Raw genomic sequence first — 14,798 nt, forward strand, 5'->3', positions numbered from 1 at the left:
GAACTTAGGAGTACACGATGTCTGATACCCAGGACGATCAAAGCCTCGACGACGAATGGGGCGCCGCGATTGCGGAACAGGCGAAAGCCGAAGCGGATGCGCTGGCCAACCAGCAGACCGCCAGCGCCGCCGTGTTCAAGGATTTCACCAACAAGGGCGCGCGCAACGAGACCCCGAACGATATCGACTTCATCCTCGACATCCCGGTCCAGCTGACCGTGGAACTGGGGCGCACCAAGATCGCCATCAAGAACCTGCTGCAACTGGCGCAAGGCTCGGTGGTGGAACTGGACGGCCTGGCCGGCGAACCGATGGACGTGCTGGTCAACGGCTGCCTGATCGCCCAGGGCGAGGTGGTGGTCGTGAACGACAAGTTCGGTATCCGCCTCACGGACATCATTTCGCCGTCCGAGCGCATCCGCAAGCTCAATAAATGATCGCCCGCCTGGCGCTGGTCATGCTGCTGGGGACCGTCCTCCTGGGACCGTCCCCGGCTTTCGCTGCAGTCAAGGAGACCGTCCCCGCAGCGGACCGTCCCGCGGCCGCAAGCGAGGCGGGAGCGCGTGGCTTCGTAGGAACAGCCCCCGCCGCGCCCGGCACAAAGATCACGCCGATCCCGGCGCCCACCACCGAAGACACGACGGCGGCCATGCCGCGCCCGGCCACCCCGGCCAATCCCGTGCAAATCGTCCCGCCGTCCACCGGCACGCCCGGCGTCGGCAGCCTGCTGCAAACCATCATGGCCCTGGGCGTGGTCCTCGGCCTGCTGGCCGTGATGGCCTGGGGGCTGAAGCGCTGGGGCCCGCGCCAGCCGACCGGCGCCAGCAACCTGCACATCGTCGGCGCGCTGAACCTGGGCGGCCGCGAACGCATCGTGGTGGTGGAAGTAGGCGACCAGTGGATCGTGGTCGGCGCATCGCCCGGCCGTATCAATGCCCTTGCCACCATGCCGCGCCAGGAAGGCCTTGCCGCCAGCGCGGAACTGCAGGCCCACGCCGCACCCGCGCCCAACTTCGCGCAGTGGCTGAAACAGACGATCGAAAAACGTAATGCAAAATAAGAATCTCCGCCGCCTGCTGACGCTCGGCGTGGTACTGCTATTGCCGCTGGTCGCGGGCGCGCAGGGCATACCGGCCTTCAACAGCGCGCCGGCGCCGGGCGGCGGCACGTCGTACTCGCTGCCGGTCCAGACGCTGCTCCTGCTCACGTCCCTCACCTTCCTCCCGGCCGCGCTGCTGATGATGACCAGCTTCACGCGCATCGTCATCGTGCTGTCGCTGCTGCGCCAGGCGCTGGGCACGCAAGGCGCGCCGCCGAACCAGGTGATCGTCGGCCTGTCGCTGTTCCTCACGCTGTTCGTGATGGGTCCGACGCTGGACCGCATCTACACCGAGGCCTACCAGCCGATGCAGGAGAACCGCATCGAGATGACCGAGGCGATGAACCGCGCCGCCAAACCGCTCAAGGAGTTCATGACGCGCCAGACGCGCCAGGCCGACCTGGCGCTGTTTGTCAAGATCTCGCGCTCGGCGCCGCTGCAAAGCGCCGAGGACATTCCGCTGCGGATCCTGATCCCGGCCTTCGTCACCAGTGAGCTCAAGACCGCATTCCAGATCGGCTTTGCGATCTTCATCCCGTTCCTGATCATCGACATGGTGGTCGCATCGGTGCTCATGTCGATGGGTATGATGATGATGTCGCCCGCAGTGATTGCGCTGCCGTTCAAGCTGATGCTGTTCGTGCTGGTGGACGGCTGGCAGCTGCTGCTCGGCTCCCTCTCCCAAAGTTTCTATTAGGTGGGCACATGACTCCAGAAACCGTCATGACCATGGGCCGCACGGCGATGGAAGTCACGCTGATGGTGGCCGCGCCCATGCTGCTGGTCGCGCTGATCATCGGCCTGATCGTCTCCATCTTCCAGGCGGCGACCCAGATCAACGAAGCGACGCTGTCGTTCATTCCCAAGCTGGTCGGCATCTTTGTCGCACTGGTGGTGGCCGGGCCGTGGATGCTGGCCGTGATGCTCGACTATATGCGGCAGGTGTTCACCAGCATTCCGGGCCTGATCGGCTAGCGATGCACGATCCCGTCTCATCCCCGCGCACGCGGGGATCCGTACCGAGCGTACGCACCCTCACGCATGCGCGGGGACGCCCCTCATGCTGACGCTGACCAGCGGCGAACTCAATACCTGGATCGCCGCCTTCCTGTGGCCGCTGTCCCGCATGCTCGGGCTGGTCGCCTCCGCGCCCCTGTTCGGTAATTCCGCCGTGCCCACCACCGTCAAGGTGATGCTGGGCGCGACGCTTGCGCTGGTGATCGCGCCCGCGATCCCCGCCATGCCGGCGGTGAACCCGACCTCGATGGCCGGCTTGCTGATCGTCGCGCAGGAGATGCTGATCGGCCTGGCGATGGGCTTTGCCATGCGCATCGTGTTCGCTGCGATCGAGATGGCCGGCGAAGTCGCCAGCCTGACCATGGGCCTGGGCTTTGCGAGCTTCTTCGACCCGCTGACGCAGGGACGCTCGTCCGGCATCAGCCAGTTCCTCACGCTGGTCGCCACCATGGCGTTCCTGGCCGTGAACGGGCACCTGATCCTGATCGAAGTGCTGGCCGAGAGCTTCTACACGCTGCCTGTGTCGGCCACGCCACTGTCGATCGGCGGACCATATGAAATGGCGCGCTGGGGCGGTGAGATCTTCCGCTCCGGGCTGCAGCTGTCGCTGCCGCTGGTCGCGGCGCTGCTGATGACGAACGTGGCGCTCGGCATCCTGACGCGGGCGGCGCCGCAACTGAACCTGTTCGGTATCGGCTTCCCGATCTCGCTAGGGGTGGGCTTCATCGTGCTAAGCCTGGTGCTGCCCTACCTCGCGGGTCCGTTCCAGGGGCTGTTCAACCGGGGGATCGAGGCCAGCAGGAGTATCCCGAGGGCGGCTGCGGCGAGGGCGCCGGTGGCTGCACCGGCTCCGCCGGCTCCCGCTCAGCCCTGACCTGAAAATGGGGTCTGTCCCCATTTCGAAAATGGGGACAGACCCCATTTTTTGAGGTGACGGGGCGGGTTAGCCGATGTAGTTGAAGAGGGACAGGCCGGTCAGGGTCTTGAACGATTTCTGCGCGGCTTCGAGCGCGAACTGCTGCTGCGAGAACTGCGAGATCGCTTTCACCATGTCCAGGTCTTCCAGCTCGGATTTGCGCGCGGCGTACTGGATGTCGAGGTCTTCGCCGGCGCTGTCGAGGTAGTCCAGTTCCTTCATCCGGGCGCCCACGCTGGCACGCGAGGTCAGCACGTTGTCCAGCGCGTTCGACAGGTTCTGGCCGATCTTCGACAGTTCGGCGGTCGCCTTCTCGCGGTCCGTCGCCGATGGCGTCGGCGTGCGCAGCACGTTGATCAGGTTGCCGATCGTCTCGAACATGGACTGGCGCTTGGCCGGTTCGATCGTGAAGCGGTCGCCGTCCGCCGGGGCGCCCTTCACGTCGAAGGTCATGCCGCTCACCGTGATCGGATCGCCTGCCTTGTATGCCTGCGCAGACGCGAGGACGGCGCCGGTGCTGGTGTTGGTCACCGTGTAGGTCGGGTTGGCCGGATCGGTCGTGTCGAATTCGAGCTCGAAGGTGTCGTTGCTGAGCGCTGCCGGATTCGATACCGTGCCCTGCGAGATGACGCCGGTGCCCGTGTTTGCGGCCACCGCGCTGGTCGAGAATTTGCCGTTGCCGGTCGGGATATCGAGGAATACCGAAGCGCCGGACTCGGTGGTCTCGAGCTTGCGCGCGCTGCCAACCTGCAGCTCGCGCTGGCCGTAGTCGCCGCCGTAGCTCACGACGCCGCCCGAGGTCTTGGTGAATGGCTGCGTGGTGCTGCGGTAGCCCGAGAACAGGTAGTTGCCCATGCCGTCGGAACTGTTCGCGATGGCCATCAGGTCTTCCAGGCGCCCCGCCAGTTCCGTCGCCAGCGCTTCGCGGTCGGACTGCTGGAGCGCCGCATTGCCCGCGCTGACAGTCATTGCCTTCACGTCCTGCAGCAGTCCGGAGGCGTTGGCCAAAGCCATCTCGACGTGCGACAGCGAGTCGCGGGCGTTCGAGCGGTTCACCGCGTACTGCGCATTGACTGCCTGCGACTGGGTGATTTCCAGCGCGCGCGCCGATGCGATCGGGTCGTCCGACGGCGTGAGGATGCGGCGGTTGGTTGCCAGCTGCATCTGGGTCTTGGCCAGCTGCGACTGCAGGGTGCCCAGCTGGTTGGTGCCGGTCTCAAAGAGGACGCGGGTGCTGATGCGCATGATTAGTGTCCTAACGAGAGCAGGGTGTCGAACAGGGTGCTGGCAATCTGCATCGCCTTGCCGGCGGCCTGGTAGGCCTGCTGGTACTTGAGCAGGTTGGCCGCTTCTTCGTCCAGGTTGACGCCCGAGACTTCCTGCTGCGAGACGGTGGCCTGGTTCAGCAGCGCCTGGCCGGCGCTGGCGTTGACCTGCACTTCGCGGGTCTTGTTGCCGACGTAGCTGACCAGCTGCGCGTACGAGCCCTGGAAGCTGGACGTCTTCCCGTCGAACAGGTTGGTGGTCTGCAGCTGGCCCAGCAGGCGCATGTTGCGGTTGTCGCCCACGCCGCCCGTGTTGGGGCCGACCGTGAAGGTGTCGCCGTCGTTCGGCGTGCCCGAGATCGAGAAGTGCATGCCGCCCATGTTCAAGTCGGCGCCGGCCACGTACGGAATCGGCGCGGCGCTCGGATAGGCGGCCGGCGGCACGGTGGCGATGGTGCCGGTGAACGAGTTGGTGGCCTTGTCGTACGTGAAGGTGACGGGAGCGGCCAGCGGCGCTCCCCGGTAGCCCGCATCGACCGTGCCTTCGGTAATGGTGGCGTTGCCGGTGTTGTTGCCACGGCCCGTCGCGATCGGCGCGGCGGCCGCGATCTGGCTCACGTGGTTGATGTTCAGCGTAATGGCGGACGCGCCTTCCGAGGTCGGACGGATGCGGAAACGGTCGCCGGCGGTCGCGGTGCCGCTGGTGGTATCGAAACGCAGGCCGTCGATGATGCCGCCGCCGGAAACGGCCGAGAACGAGCCGGCCACTTCGCCCGCGGGGATGCGCGTGACGATGTAGTCGGTGCCGTCGAAGGTCATGTCGTAGTCGGACAAGGTCAGGCCCTGGACGTTATCCACGGTGACAGCCGGCACCACGGTGGACGCCGGATTGTTGGTGCCCGCCTCGCGCACGGTAATCGGCGAGAGCTTGAAGAAGTCGACGCCCGCCGCGCCGTTCATATCCTGGCCCAGGCGGTGCTGCGCATTGAAGGTCTCGGCCAGGCCGATCGCGATGCGGCCGATCGCATTCTGGGCGCGGTCCAGCGACTCGGAACGGAATTCCATCAGGCCGCCCAGTTCGCCGCCCTGCATCGACTTGGCGCTGAGCTGGGAGACCTTCCCGTTCGAGAAGTAGCCCACTTCGATGCGGCTCGGGTCTTCTGCCGAGGTGGTCGTGGTCAGCTGGAAGGTCTTGGCGCCGACCACCAGCGGCTGGCCGCTGCCGATCGACACGGTCAGGCTATTGTTGGTGCCCGGCGTGACGGTCGCGCGCACGTGCTTGCTCAGGTCGATCACCAGCTGGTCGCGGCGGTCGAGCAGGTCGTTCGGCGGCGCATTGGAGTTGCGGCTGTAGTCGGCGATGCTGTCGTTCAGCTGCGCGATCTGCTGGGCGTACGAGTTGATCGAATCGACATTGGCGGAGATCTGCGCATTGACGCTCTCGCGCACTTCGGACAGGCGCGCGTCGATGGCCTGGAAGCGCGCGGTCAGCGTGCCGGCCGAGGACAGCAGGCTTTGGCGCGCCGCGGTGGAGCCGGGATTGGAGGCGGCGTCCTGCACGCCCTTGAAGAAGTCCTGCAGCGCCGGCGACAGGCCAGACGAAGCGTCGGCCAGCACGTTGTCGATCTGGGTGACCTGCTCCATATAGGAGTTGAGCGAGCTCACGGTCGCCGTGGCCGAGCGCACCTGCGTATTCATGAAATCGTCGGAATAGCGCTTGATCTGCGAGATCTCGGTGCCGCCGCCGACGAAACCGTAGCCGAAGTCCTGCGCGGTGCCGGCACGCTGCACCACTTCCTGGCGGCTGTAGCCGATCGTATTGGCATTCGCGATATTGTGTCCGGTCGTACTCAAGCCTGCCTGGGCGGCGAGCAGTCCCGACTTCGCAATGCTGAACAGGTTACCGGCCATAATTCCTCACATCCTTCTCTATCCTATCCGTATCTACGGCATGCCGTACGGAAACTTTATGCTGTCGTTTCGTCAACGCCGGCTCGGGGAATGTCCCCTTCCCTAACCAGCCAGCGAGTGACGAATGATCCGTTCCAGCTTGGCGCCATAGGCCGGGTCGGTCGCGTAACCGGCGCGCTGCAGGCCGTGGGCGAAGCTGGCAGCGTCGCCGGCACTGGCCATCACTTTTTCGTAACGTGGATTATTCGACAACAGCCGCGCGTAATCCTTGAAGCTGTCCGCGTACGAGTCGTAGGCGCGGAATTTCTCGACCTTGCGCTGGGCGACGCCGTTCACGTATTCGGTGGTGACCACGTCGGTGGTCTTGCCGGTCCAGCCCTTGCCGGCCTTGATGCCGAACAGGTTGTGGCTGGAGGTGCCGTCCGCATTGCGGATCTCGCGCTTGCCCCAGCCGCTTTCCAGCGCCGCCTGGCCGATCATGAACTTGGCCGGAATGCCGGTCGCGCGGCTCGCTTCCTGCGCGTGCGCTTCCAGCTTGTCCTGGAACCTCTTCACGTGCGGCGCCTGCGGGCGGCCGGACGCGCTGCGTCCCGTTTCGACCGGCGCCATCGCGGCGAACGCGCCTGCGCCCGACGCGCGGGCGGCCTTGCCGGCGTGCGCGCCTGGGCCGTAGGCCTGCAGCGCTGCCATCGCATTGCCCGGAGCGGACGCGCCGCCCTCCCCGCCGATCGCCAGCGCCTGCCCCTGCGTGACCGGGGACAGCTGGCGCACCAGCATGTCGGCCAGGCCCATGCCGCGCTTGGCCATGTTCTGGCTCAGCTGCTGGTCCAGCATGGTGGTAAACATCTTGGTCTGCTGGTTGTCCATCATGCCGTCCTGCGGCGTGGCGTCGCGCATCGACTTCATCATCATGTTGATGAACATCGCCTCGAACTGCGTGGCCGCGCCCTTGAGCGCTTCCGGCGAATTGTTCTTGGCGGCCTGGCGCAGCTGGCCAAGACCCTTGGTGTCGAGGGCCAGCTTGCCGGTCAGGTCGTTACGGTCGATCATGGCAGTGCCTTAGATGATCTCGAGCTCGGCGCGCAGCGAACCCGCGGCCTTGAGCGCCTGCAGGATCGACAGCAGGTCCTGCGGCGAGGCGCCGATCGCATTCATCGCCTTGACCACTTCGGCCAGCGAAGCGCCGCCTGGCACGTTCAGCACCTTGCCCGGATCCTTGCGGATTTCGATGCTGGCGTTCTGCGTGACCGCGGTCTGGCCGCCCGAACGGGGATTCGGCTGGCTGACCTGGGTGTCGTTGGTGATCGTGACGGACAGGTTGCCGTGCGAGATCGCACAGGCTTCCAGCATGACCGCCTGGTTCATGACCACGGAACCGGTGCGCGCATTCATGATGACTTTCGCCGCGCCCTTGTCCGGGCTTACGTCCAGGCCCTGCAGGATGCCGAGGAAGGCCACGCGCTGGTCCGACGAGGACGGGGTGCGCACGCGCACCACGCGGCCGTCCAGCGCGGTCGCGATGCCGGGACCGAAGTGGTTGTTGACCGCCTCCACCACGCGCGCAGCGGTGGCAAAGTCGGTCTGCTTGAGTTCAAGGCGGATCTGGTTGTCCGCGCCGAGCGAATTGGCGACCGCCCGTTCGACGGTGGCGCCATTCGAGATCTTGCCGACCGAGAGGTGGTTCACCACGGTCTGCGCGCCGCCGGCCTGTGCGCCGACGCCGCCGACCAGCACATTCCCTTGCGCCATCGCGTAGATCTGGCCGTCCGCGCCCTTCAGCGGGGTCATGACCAGCGTGCCGCCGCGCAGGCTTTTAGCGTTACCGATCGAAGAGACGGTGATATCGATGGTCTGGCCCGGCTGCGCGAACGCAGGCAGCGAGGTGGTGACCATCACGGCGGCGACGTTCTTGAGCTGCAGCGCGGTGCCCGGCGGCAGGCTCACGCCCTGCTGCTGCAGCATCGCGGCGATCGATTGCACGGTGAACGGGGTCTGGGTGGTCTGGTCGCCGGTGCCGTCCAGGCCCACGACGATGCCGTAGCCGGACAGCTGGTTCTCGCGGACGCCGGCAATCGTGGCCAGGTCCTTCAGGCGTTCCGCCTGTGCCAGCGGACTGGCAAGAAGTACGGCTGCGGCAGCAAGGAAGGTAAGGAGTTTGCGCATGGTCGCCCTCACTAGAACGGCAGCATCGACAGGAAGAAGCGCGACGCCATCGACATCATCTCGGCGCGGTCCAGGCGGCTGTTGGTGCGATACTCGATGCGCGCATCGGCGACCTGGGTCGAGAGCACGCTGTTGTTGGTGATCGAGTCGGGGTTGACCATGCCGGAGAAGCGGATGAATTCCACGCCCTTGTTCAGCGAGACCTGCTTCTCGCCCGCCACGATCAGGTTGCCGTTCGCGAGCACTTCGGTCACGGTGACCGACAGCGTGCCGGAGAAGACATTGCTGGCGCTCTGGCGGTCGGCGTCGGTGTAGTTGATGTCCGATTCCAGCGACACACCGCTGCCCAGCTTCGCCTGCATCACGCCCGGCACCGCGAATTCGGCGGAACCTGCCTTGTTGCCGGAGCTCGCGCCCGCCTTGTTGGCGGTGGTGTTCTCGACGATCCGGATGGTCATGATGTCGCCGATGTGGCGCGCGCGGCGGTCCTCGAACATCGGGCGGTAGGTCGCGGCCTGGTAGATGGCGCCGTTGGCGTTGGCCTGCGGCTCGGGCGGCAGCGGACGCGCGCTGGTCGGCGCCTGCACGATGGAGGTGGGGGTCGTGCCGCAGGCGGCCAGCGCCAGCGCCGCGGCAAGGATAAAGATGGTCTTCATTGCTTCCTCAATCACCCGGGAAATCAGAGCTGCGACAGCTTCTGCAGCATCTGGTCGGAGGTGGTGATGGCCTTCGAGTTGATTTCGTACGCGCGCTGGGTCTGGATCATGTTGACCATTTCCTCGACCACGTTGACGTTGGAGGTTTCGACATAGCCCTGCATCAGCACGCCGGCGCCGTTGGTGCCCGGGGTGTTGACGTTGGCGGTGCCGGAGGCGCCGGTTTCGACGTAGATGTTCTCGCCCTTCGCTTCCAGGCCGGCCGGGTTGACGAAGGTGGCGAGCTGCAGGGAGCCGATCTGCGCCGGCGCCGCGGTGTTCGGCAGCGTGACCGACACGGTGCCGTCGCGCGCGACCGTGATGGTCTGCGCGTTCGGCGGAACGGTGATCGACGGCTGGATCACATAGCCGCTGGAGGTGACCAGCTGGCCGTTGGCGTCGCTCTGGAACGAGCCGTCGCGGGTGTAGCCGGTAGTGCCGTCCGGGAGCAGGACCTGGAAGAAGCCGCTGCCGTTGATCATCAGGTCCTTGGAATTGCCGGTGGCCTGCGGATTACCCTGGGTGAAAATGCGTTCCGTCGCCACCGCGCGCACGCCGGTGCCGATCTGCAGGCCGGATGGCAGGTTGGTCTGCTGCGACGACTGCGCGCCGGGCTGGCGCACGTTCTGGTACAGCAGGTCCTCGAACACCGCACGCGAACGCTTGAAGCCGTTGGTGCTGACGTTCGACAGATTGTTGGTGATGACGTCGAGCTGGGTCTGCTGCGCTTCCAGGCCGGTCTTGGCGATAAACAGGGAACGGATCATAAACTCTCCAGATTAGGCGTGCGAAAAGGGGACAAGCCCGAAAATGGGGACAGACCCCATTTTTTTTGAAAATGGGGTCTGTCCCCATTTCGGGGGGCCCCACCTTTCGCCCACAAATCAATTATGCAGCGGAGAGCGTCAACCCAAAGCGAGGATCTGGGTGGCTTTCGCCGCGTTATTCTCGGCGTTCTTCAGCAGGCTCATTTGGGTCTCGAACGCGTGCGCGAGCGAGATCATGGTGACCATCGATTCGATGGCGTTGACGTTGCTGCCTTCCAGGGCGCCGCCGGCGACGCGCACGTCCGGGTCGGCAGGCGCCGCGGCGCCGTTCTTGAGGCGGAACAGGCCGTCGTCGCCGCGCACCAGGTCGGCCTCCGGCGGGTTGACCAGCTTGAGGCGGCCGAGCGTGGTCGGCGCGCCCGGCTGGGTGGTGCTGGCAATGGTGGTGATGGTGCCGTCGCCGCCGATCGAAACGGTGACTTCCGGCGGGACCGTGATCGGGCCGCCGTCGCCCTGCACTACCTGGCCGGCGGCGGTGGTCAGCACGCCGTTCGGGCTCATTTGCAGCGAGCCGTTGCGGGTATAGGCTTCCGAGCCGTCCGCCATCTGCACCGCGATCCAGCCCTTGCCCTTGACCGCGACGTCGAGGTCACGGCCGGTGACCTGGAATGCGCCGCTGGAGAAGTCCGCGCCGACCGTGGAGTTGACCACGAAGGTGCGCGTGGGCAGCCCTTCGCCCTGCACCGGCACCGCGCGGAACGAATCGATCTGCGCACGGAAGCCCGTGGTGGACAGATTGGCCAGGTTGTTCGACGTGGTCGCCTGGCGCTCGAGGAGGTGCTTGGCGCCGCTGCCGGCGGTGTAGATGAGACGGTCCATGATGAATTCCCGTTAACTCGGGGACAGTCCCTTAGGGACAGTCCCCGTTCTTTGCTGCTCTTATTAACGCAGGTTGACCAGGGTCTGCAGGACCGAGTCCTGCGTCTTGATCGTTTGCGCGTTGGCCTGGTAGACGCGCTGCGCGGTGATCATGCTGACCAGTTCCGCGGTCAGGTCGACGTTGGAGTTTTCCACGGCTGACGATTGCAGCACGCCGAAGCTGCCCGAGTTGGGGCTGCCCACCAGCGCGGTACCGGACGCCGAGGTCTCGGACCAGGCGTTGTTGCCCAGCGGGGTCAGGCCGTTCGGGTTGGCGAAGTTCGCCAGCACAATCTGGCCCAGCGCCTGCGACTGGCCGTTGCTGTACTGGCCCAGCACGACGCCGTCGGCGCCGGCGGTGAAGCGGGTCAGCTGGCCGGCGGTGTAGCCGTCCTGGGTGATGCGGTTGACGGCGGTGGTGGAACCGAACTGGGTGGAGCCGGTGAAGTCCAGCTCCAGCGCGATCGGGTCGGCGCCGGTGGCCGGGAACAGCGGCATCGACACCGTGAACGGCATGGCCGGCGTGGTCAGCGCGCTCAGCGTGCCGGACTCGTTGAAGACCAGGCGGCCGACGCGCGACGCAGGAATGGTCTGGCTCGGCGGCACCGAGGACAGCGATGCAGCGATGGCCGCGTCGATCTGGTCGGCGTTGGTGCCGACCACGCCCGCTTCGGTCGTTGCGGCAGCGCTGACGATAGCTGCCAGCGATGCCGGCGCACCGTTCGCGGAAGCGACCGCGTTCACGGCAGCCGCTGCGGCGTTGGCATAGTTGGTCGCGTTGAACGGCACGGCATTGCGCGCAGCCAGCGCAGCGGCGCCCAGCGCGGTGCTGTCGTCCGATGCGGCGGCGGCGGCGGCCTGCATCTGGCGCTCGACGCCATCGCTGGCCACGTACACGTCCCATTGCGACGGGCCGGCCTTCACATAGAACACGGACAGGGTGTGGGCGTTACCGAGCGTGTCGTACACGTCGATCGGCACCTGCTTGTTGTAGGTCTCCGGATTGCTCGCATCGAACGGTGTGTTGACCGGGACGGTGGAACGCGAATCCAGGTTGATGCCGGTGGTGACCAGGCTGGTGACGCGCGGCGGCAGGTCGGCGGTGTCGATGCGCAGCGGCTGCGGGGTGCCGGCGAGGATCTGGCCGCCGTTGTCGGCCATGTAGCCGGTCAGCGTGGCGCCCTGGGCGTTGACGATGTAGCCCTGCTTGTCCATCGAGAACTGGCCGTTGCGGGTGTACTGGATCGCGCCGTTCAGCGAAGTGCGGAAGAAGCCGCCGCCGTTGATGGCGATGTCGAGCGGGTTGTTCGACGATTCGATATTCCCCTGGGTGAACTGCTGGGCGATCAGCGAGACCTTGGAGCCGATGCCGGCCTGGTTGCCGCTGGTGCCGTTCAGCGAGTTCGCGTACACGTCGGCGAACTGCGCCTGCGAACCCTTGAAGCCGACGGTGCTGGCGTTGGCGATGTTGTTACCGATGACGTCCAGCGATTTCGCCGCGCCGTTCAAGCCACTAAGACCTTGTTGGAAAGACATGTGATTTCTCCTGAATTTTGAGAGTGTGAGGCGCGGTTTACAGAACCTGCTTGACGTCGGCCATCGTGACCATTCCCTTGGCAGGGAGGTTCAGCTTGACGCCGTCCTTGGAATTGGTGGTGACGCTGACCACGCTGTCGAATTGCAGCGGGTTGGCATCGGTAAGCTCCTGGCCGCCGCGGGTGGCGACCACGCGGAAGCGGTAGCTGCCGTCGGCCACCGGGATCGGCTTGCCGTCCGCATCGAGCTTGGCGTCGGCCGTGATGCCGTCCCAGCCCAGCGGGATGATGCCCGGCTGCTGCGCGCCCAGGTCGATGGTGTGGATTTCCTTGCCTGCCGCGTCGGTGATGACGACCTTGACGTTGTCGGCCGGCGTCGCCAGCTCCACGCCCATGACGCCCTGCCCTTCGACCACCTTCAGGCCGGAACCGTCCACCAGCACGCCGCGGCCAATCAGGTTGGTGGCGGCCAGCGCCTCGGACGAGCGGTAGCTGTCCTTCAGCGACTCCAGCGTGTCGTTCAACTTGTTCACGCCGGTGACGGTGGACAGCTGCGCCAGCTGGCTGGTGATCTGCGCGTTATCGAGCGGGTTGAGCGGGTCCTGGTTCTTCAGCTGCGTGACCAGCAGGGTCATGAACTTGTCGGTCGCGTCCTGGACCGCGTCGGCGGAGCCCTTCGGTTTCGCGTTGACGGCGGCGAGCAGGTCGCTCGACGGGCCGGTGGTTGCGGTAATGGCCATCTGTGTTGTCCTTGTTATGCGCCGATCTGGAGCGTTTTCATCAGCAGCTGCTTGGCCGCGTTGGTGGTTTCCACGTTGGTCTGGTACGAGCGCGAGGCCGACAGCATGTTGACCATTTCATCGACCATGTTCACGTTCGGCATCGCCACATAGCCCTTGTCGTCGGCCATCGGGTGCTTGGGGTCGTACACCTGCTTGAGCGGGGACGGGTCCTCGATCACCTTCGCGACCTTGACCGCGGTGCCGCCGTTCGCGGTCGGCACGGCTTCGAACAGCACCTGCTTGGCGCGGTAGGCTTCGCCGGTGGCGCTGGTCGCGCTGTCGGCGTTGGCCAGGTTGGAGGCGACCGTGTTCAGGCGCTGCGCCTGCGCGCTCATCGCCGAACCGGACACGTTGAGGATATTAAAGAGCGACATCAGCTACCTCCCTGGATTGCGGCGAGCAGGCCTTTGATTTGACTGTTGATCATGGTGATGCCGGCTTCATAGCGGATCGCATTGTCGGCGAACTGGTTGCGCTCGACGTCCATGTCCACGGTATTGCCGTCCACGGCGCCCTGCACCGGCTGGCGGTACAGCACCGGGGTGCCGTTGGGGAGCATGTCCTGGCTGGCCAGTGCATTGTTGATATGGGCCGGATCCGTCCCGGCCATGACGCCTGCCGGCGGGGTGGTGCGCGCCAGTGCGCCTTGCAGGGCGCTGTTGAAATCGATGTCGCGCGCCTTGTAGTGCGGCGTGTCGGCGTTCGCGATGTTCGACGCGAGCAGCTGCTGGCGCTGGGCCCGCAGGTCCAGTGCCAGTTGATTGAAGCGCAGGTAGTCGTCGAGTTTTCCGATCATATCGCCCCCTTGAGGGTTTTCTGGTGATGACAGGTTCGATATTACGGACCCTGTGCGCAAGTCAATCGAAGGATAAGCACATGCAAAACGGGGCTTTTCGCGGCTTCACGCGCGAGGCCGCGCCGTCAGAATGGCTACCTCTGAGGGGACAATCCCCGCCTGCTGCACTGGCAAACCATGAAACTCACCAAGATCGTCTCCACCCTCCTGCTGCTGGTCCCGCTGCTCGCGCTGGCGCAGGCCCCGGCCCGCCAGGACGCGGCCGCGCTCAGGGCCGCCGCCGAGCAGTACCTGCAACAGCAGTCCGCCGGACTGCCCGGCAAGGTGACAGTTACCGTCGGCGCCGTCGACCCGCGCCTGGCGCTGGCCGCCTGCCCTGCCCCGCAAGCCTTCCAGGCGCCCGGCGCGCGTGCCTGGGGCAAGACCACGGTCGGCGTCAAATGCACGGCGCCGGCGTGGACTGTCTACCTGCAGGCGCAGGTGAGCGTGGTGTCCGGCTACATCGCATCGAGCGTGCCGCTGGCGCAGGGCCAGCCGGTCGAGGCGGCCCAGCTGGTCACGCTGCAAGGCGACATCGCCGCGCTGCCGAACGGCGTTGCGACCGACATGGCGCAAGTGGTCGGCAAGATGCCGACCGTGTCGCTGCCGGCCGGCGCGCCGCTGCGGCTCGACAACCTGAAAGCCCGGCCGGTGGTCCAGCAGGGCCAGACGGTGCAGGTGGTCACGGCAGGACAAGGATTCCGCGTGTCGGCGGAAGCGCGCGCGCTCGGCACCGCCGGCGAAGGCCAGGTGGTGCAGGTGCGCACGCCGAACGGCGCAATCATCAGCGGGGTTGCCCGGGCGGGCGGCCTTGTCGAGGTTGCACTTTAATTTTCCAGTGGGTAACGCCGGAAGGGGACGGAGCAAAAAAATCCGATATGCGCTAAAGTTTGCG

General features: G+C 65.9%; 17 protein-coding genes. 6 read left to right on the forward strand and 11 right to left on the reverse strand.

What is annotated here, in order from left to right; all coding sequences use genetic code 11:
- The first annotated feature begins 17 nt into the window (after window positions 1–17).
- The 5 genes from fliN to fliR all read left to right on the forward strand — a co-directional run bounded on the left by fliN (window position 18) and on the right by fliR (window position 2,990).
- The gene (gene fliN / locus ACFSQR_RS07725) at window positions 18–437 is read left to right on the forward strand and encodes a flagellar motor switch protein FliN (protein ID WP_377729108.1); all 420 of its coding nucleotides are present in this window, start codon (window positions 18–20) and stop codon (window positions 435–437) included.
- Window positions 434–1,060, forward strand: a complete 627-nt coding sequence (gene fliO / locus ACFSQR_RS07730) for a flagellar biosynthetic protein FliO (RefSeq protein ID WP_377729109.1) — start codon at window positions 434–436, stop codon at window positions 1,058–1,060. Before fliN ends, fliO begins: the two co-directional genes overlap by 4 nt.
- Window positions 1,050–1,796, forward strand: coding sequence for a flagellar type III secretion system pore protein FliP (gene fliP / locus ACFSQR_RS07735; protein ID WP_377729110.1), 747 nt, complete (start codon window positions 1,050–1,052; stop codon window positions 1,794–1,796). The genes fliO and fliP overlap by 11 nt, the downstream gene beginning before the upstream one ends.
- An 8-nt stretch (window positions 1,797–1,804) precedes the next feature.
- Window positions 1,805–2,074 carry a flagellar biosynthesis protein FliQ gene (fliQ, locus tag ACFSQR_RS07740; protein WP_377729111.1) on the forward strand — a complete coding sequence of 90 codons (270 nt, stop codon included), beginning with the start codon at window positions 1,805–1,807 and terminating at the stop codon, window positions 2,072–2,074.
- Window positions 2,075–2,159: 85 nt separating this feature from the next.
- On the forward strand, window positions 2,160–2,990 hold the full coding sequence (gene fliR / locus ACFSQR_RS07745; protein ID WP_377729112.1) for a flagellar biosynthetic protein FliR: 831 nt from the start codon (window positions 2,160–2,162) through the stop codon (window positions 2,988–2,990).
- A 69-nt stretch (window positions 2,991–3,059) separates the two neighbouring features.
- Here the strand turns inward: fliR and flgL are convergent, their stop codons facing one another.
- From flgL to flgB, 11 genes are all read right to left on the reverse strand, one after another.
- Complete coding sequence (gene flgL / locus ACFSQR_RS07750) at window positions 3,060–4,277, reverse strand: flagellar hook-associated protein FlgL (protein ID WP_377729113.1); 1,218 nt, start codon at window positions 4,275–4,277, stop codon at window positions 3,060–3,062.
- Between the two features lie 2 nt (window positions 4,278–4,279).
- Complete coding sequence (flgK, locus tag ACFSQR_RS07755; protein WP_377729114.1) at window positions 4,280–6,208, reverse strand: flagellar hook-associated protein FlgK; 1,929 nt, start codon at window positions 6,206–6,208, stop codon at window positions 4,280–4,282.
- 102 nt (window positions 6,209–6,310) lie between these two features.
- Entirely contained in the window at window positions 6,311–7,258 is a 948-nt protein-coding gene (gene flgJ, locus ACFSQR_RS07760) for a flagellar assembly peptidoglycan hydrolase FlgJ (RefSeq protein WP_377729115.1), read from the reverse strand.
- Between the two features lie 9 nt (window positions 7,259–7,267).
- Entirely contained in the window at window positions 7,268–8,371 is a 1,104-nt protein-coding gene (locus ACFSQR_RS07765) for a flagellar basal body P-ring protein FlgI (RefSeq protein WP_377729116.1), read from the reverse strand.
- An 11-nt stretch (window positions 8,372–8,382) separates the two neighbouring features.
- Window positions 8,383–9,027, reverse strand: a complete 645-nt coding sequence (locus ACFSQR_RS07770; protein WP_377729117.1) for a flagellar basal body L-ring protein FlgH — start codon at window positions 9,025–9,027, stop codon at window positions 8,383–8,385.
- A 23-nt stretch (window positions 9,028–9,050) separates the two neighbouring features.
- Window positions 9,051–9,833: a flagellar basal-body rod protein FlgG gene (gene flgG, locus ACFSQR_RS07775; RefSeq protein WP_377729118.1), complete on the reverse strand. Its 783-nt coding sequence runs from the start codon at window positions 9,831–9,833 to the stop codon at window positions 9,051–9,053.
- 138 nt (window positions 9,834–9,971) lie between these two features.
- Window positions 9,972–10,712, reverse strand: a complete 741-nt coding sequence (gene flgF, locus ACFSQR_RS07780) for a flagellar basal-body rod protein FlgF (RefSeq protein WP_377729119.1) — start codon at window positions 10,710–10,712, stop codon at window positions 9,972–9,974.
- 63 nt (window positions 10,713–10,775) lie between these two features.
- The gene (locus ACFSQR_RS07785) at window positions 10,776–12,287 is read right to left on the reverse strand and encodes a flagellar hook protein FlgE (RefSeq protein WP_377729120.1); all 1,512 of its coding nucleotides are present in this window, start codon (window positions 12,285–12,287) and stop codon (window positions 10,776–10,778) included.
- A gap of 37 nt (window positions 12,288–12,324) precedes the next feature.
- The gene (locus ACFSQR_RS07790; RefSeq protein WP_377729121.1) at window positions 12,325–13,026 is read right to left on the reverse strand and encodes a flagellar hook assembly protein FlgD; all 702 of its coding nucleotides are present in this window, start codon (window positions 13,024–13,026) and stop codon (window positions 12,325–12,327) included.
- 14 nt (window positions 13,027–13,040) lie between these two features.
- A complete protein-coding gene (gene flgC / locus ACFSQR_RS07795) occupies window positions 13,041–13,442 on the reverse strand; it encodes a flagellar basal body rod protein FlgC (protein WP_377729122.1) in 402 nt (133 codons plus the stop codon).
- Window positions 13,442–13,864 carry a flagellar basal body rod protein FlgB gene (gene flgB / locus ACFSQR_RS07800; RefSeq protein WP_377729123.1) on the reverse strand — a complete coding sequence of 141 codons (423 nt, stop codon included), beginning with the start codon at window positions 13,862–13,864 and terminating at the stop codon, window positions 13,442–13,444. The genes flgC and flgB overlap by 1 nt, the downstream gene beginning before the upstream one ends.
- 177 nt (window positions 13,865–14,041) lie before the next feature.
- Between flgB and flgA the strand changes: the two genes are divergently transcribed.
- Window positions 14,042–14,734: a flagellar basal body P-ring formation chaperone FlgA gene (gene flgA, locus ACFSQR_RS07805; protein ID WP_377729124.1), complete on the forward strand. Its 693-nt coding sequence runs from the start codon at window positions 14,042–14,044 to the stop codon at window positions 14,732–14,734.
- Window positions 14,735–14,798 lie beyond the last annotated feature (64 nt).

It is taken from the genome of Pseudoduganella sp. GCM10020061, assembly GCF_042683405.1.
In the GTDB taxonomy this organism is placed as follows: Bacteria; Pseudomonadota; Gammaproteobacteria; order Burkholderiales; family Burkholderiaceae_D; genus Telluria.